Annotated in this window: 2 protein-coding genes; both read right to left on the minus strand. The window is 40.8% G+C overall.

Features of this window, described 5'->3' with window-relative positions; translation table 11 throughout:
• Window positions 1-760 precede the first annotated feature (760 nt).
• Window positions 761-1,966 (minus strand): type II toxin-antitoxin system HipA family toxin, encoded by a 1,206-nt coding sequence (locus AN390_RS19505; protein WP_055255850.1) that lies wholly within the window; start codon window positions 1,964-1,966, stop codon window positions 761-763.
• Entirely contained in the window at window positions 1,956-2,255 is a 300-nt protein-coding gene (locus AN390_RS19510; protein WP_055255852.1) for a helix-turn-helix transcriptional regulator, read from the minus strand. The genes AN390_RS19505 and AN390_RS19510 overlap by 11 nt, the downstream gene beginning before the upstream one ends.
• Window positions 2,256-2,453: the final 198 nt, after the last annotated feature.

Here is a 2,453-nt window from a genome sequence, read left to right on the forward strand (position 1 = left end):
ATGATAGCTAATCATTTATCAACGAGAGATACAAGGCGCGAAGCTTGCTCGCGCTCTGTATTTTTAGTTCCCTATGTCGCGTTGGCGATGGCAACCAAGGGGCGAATATCGCCGTACGCCCCTTGAGGCGCCCCGAGCATTTTGCATTTTCCTCAAAGCCGAAATAGATATGAACGTAACCGCCGTGTATTCGCCGTCCATGGCGAGACCACGGCTTTAATTGCATTGCCTAAAGGGATTTAGGTACTTGGAATTTGTCGGGAACAAAATTCCGCCATGCAATCAATTACTCATCAATTAAGTCCTTTCGGGCAAAATGACGGGGGAATTGTCTTGGCATTAGCCTTCAATTTTGTTGTTGGTATTACCATTATGTATATTAAAGTTAACTTTTACTTTTTACCTTGGCCAGTAAGTTACCTAACTTACCTAGCTCGATTAACCATCATCTCAAAGCTTTATGATACTCCCCAAAAATAACGAACACAGTAAACAGCGGCTTGAAATTTTTTAATCAGCAATTACTTAAGTTTAAGCAAACCGGCCGCTATCAAGCTTACTTTTATGCGTTAGATAATGGCGTTTATCAGCCCACAAATAAAGCCCAGGCCGACTAATCTGGCGCTGGTTTAGAGCTACGAGCTAGGTTTTACCAAAAGCCCGCTGCCTTTTCATTTCTTCTTTATGGTTCATAAAAGCGCCAACCAGTAAATGACCACTTAATCAGTCATTAACTATCTAATGAATGTTTAAATAATCTTTAACTTATATGAGGGATCACGCTTTCTAAGCGCTTTATGTCAATATCACTGATATTAGCAAAACGTTTAAAGTGCGTTGGCCACTGGCGAGTATAGCTTTCAACCTCTGCAATTATTTTTGTTGCTTGAGCCTTGTTGAGGCCAAAGCGTTTGGCTTGCGACAATAAATTATCGATACTAGCATATCGGCCATCATCACCAAGCCCTATGCCGTGCTGCTTTGAGTTATTAATAGGAGTGATATCATAAGCGGGGCTCATACGCCACGTTTGCCCAGCAAAGTGATACAAAAATGCATGATTTCGGCTGTGATCATCGGTATTACCAATAAACACGTTAAATACCATTCGCTTGTAGAGCTCTGTAGCATCATCAGCGAACTCACCTGTGTGGTGGCGAATAAATTCTGCCAGTTCACCGTAGCTATAGTATGTTGCTAAGTCGCTTATCGCGACTTTTGGTTTTTGTAATAAGCTATTGGCGCTTAAAAAGTGATGAGTTGGTAAGTCATCGCTTACATCAAAACGCTCAACTAACAGAATATCGCCATTTTCTGTTTCATGAATACGGGTATTTGCAGTGCGAATCCCCAATTCATTAGCCATACGCATAGCGCCATGCTCAGCCCTAGCTAAATTAAACAAATCGTCTTGACGATTAAATTTTGCTAAATAAAGCTTTTCTTCAATTTTTACAGAGGTTTTAGGTCTTGCTCCCCCCATGCTTTGGCCAAATTCAAAGGCTTTTTTTGCTTCCTGTGAAATCGCTTTATTGGCGAGCAAATCGTCCTTTGCTTGATCTAACAAGGCTAAATCGGCTAATGTATTTTTATTCGCTTTATGTTTTGATGCGCTGCGCGACAAACTAAATACCAAGGCGCCAACACCATACCCAGACCCTGCGAGTAAAAATTCTAGCTCATTCTTTGGCTTGGTATTATGTAACGACAGTATAAGCTTACGCCCCCACGAATCAGCTCCCGCATCACTTAACACCCCAAACACACCTTTATTGGCAGAATAACTAACTATGCCAGGCTGTAAAGGTAAATGCAGCGGATCGAGCGCAAACGCATCAGAGCGCGCAAGGTAACTTTTACCATAATTAAACTCACCTCGGCCAGTTTGTGGATTTAACTTAAAAAAACCACAAATTATGGGGCTGTCTTCTAAACCGTCAATAAATACATAAGCTTCAGAAGTCATCGTTAATCACCTGAGTTTTATTGCTTTTACGCTGTCTTGCATTATAACCGCCCACATCTGCGGCTAGCTCGTTAATTTCATCCAGCAATGAGCCTTGCAATTGAAGAACAACAAGGGCTTCAAACAATATATCGCTTTTTACTACCTCTCCTTGTTCAAGCTTTTGTACCGTGGAGCGAGATACACCAATCATCTTAGCGAACGTGCTCTGGGTATAAAGTAAAGTACGATGCTGACGAATTAAATCACCCAATCGACGCGCCAACTTTAATGCTTTTTCTGATCTCATAAATGACTACCAAATCGGTCATTAATAAACTAATGATTAGTTTAGCGGTATTTAATATGATTGCAATATTATTTAAATAGAGACGTAATGAGCTTTGGGTAGCGGCGTTCAAGTTTACCGTAGATACCATCTCTCATTTTAAGCTTCAAGGTCGTACTTAACTTTCTTGGAGCTTAAACTCTTATTGGTTTTTTATTA

The organism is Pseudoalteromonas sp. P1-11, assembly GCF_001399995.1.
Classification (GTDB): domain Bacteria; phylum Pseudomonadota; class Gammaproteobacteria; order Enterobacterales; family Alteromonadaceae; genus Pseudoalteromonas; species Pseudoalteromonas atlantica.

Excerpts from the sequence above, each read along its gene's own strand:
- AN390_RS19510 (WP_055255852.1), bottom strand. The coding sequence starts at position 2,255 with ATGAGATCAGAAAAAGCATTAAAGTTGGCGCGTCGATTGGGTGATTTA.
- AN390_RS19505 (WP_055255850.1), bottom strand. The coding sequence starts at position 1,966 with ATGACTTCTGAAGCTTATGTATTTATTGACGGTTTAGAAGACAGCCCC.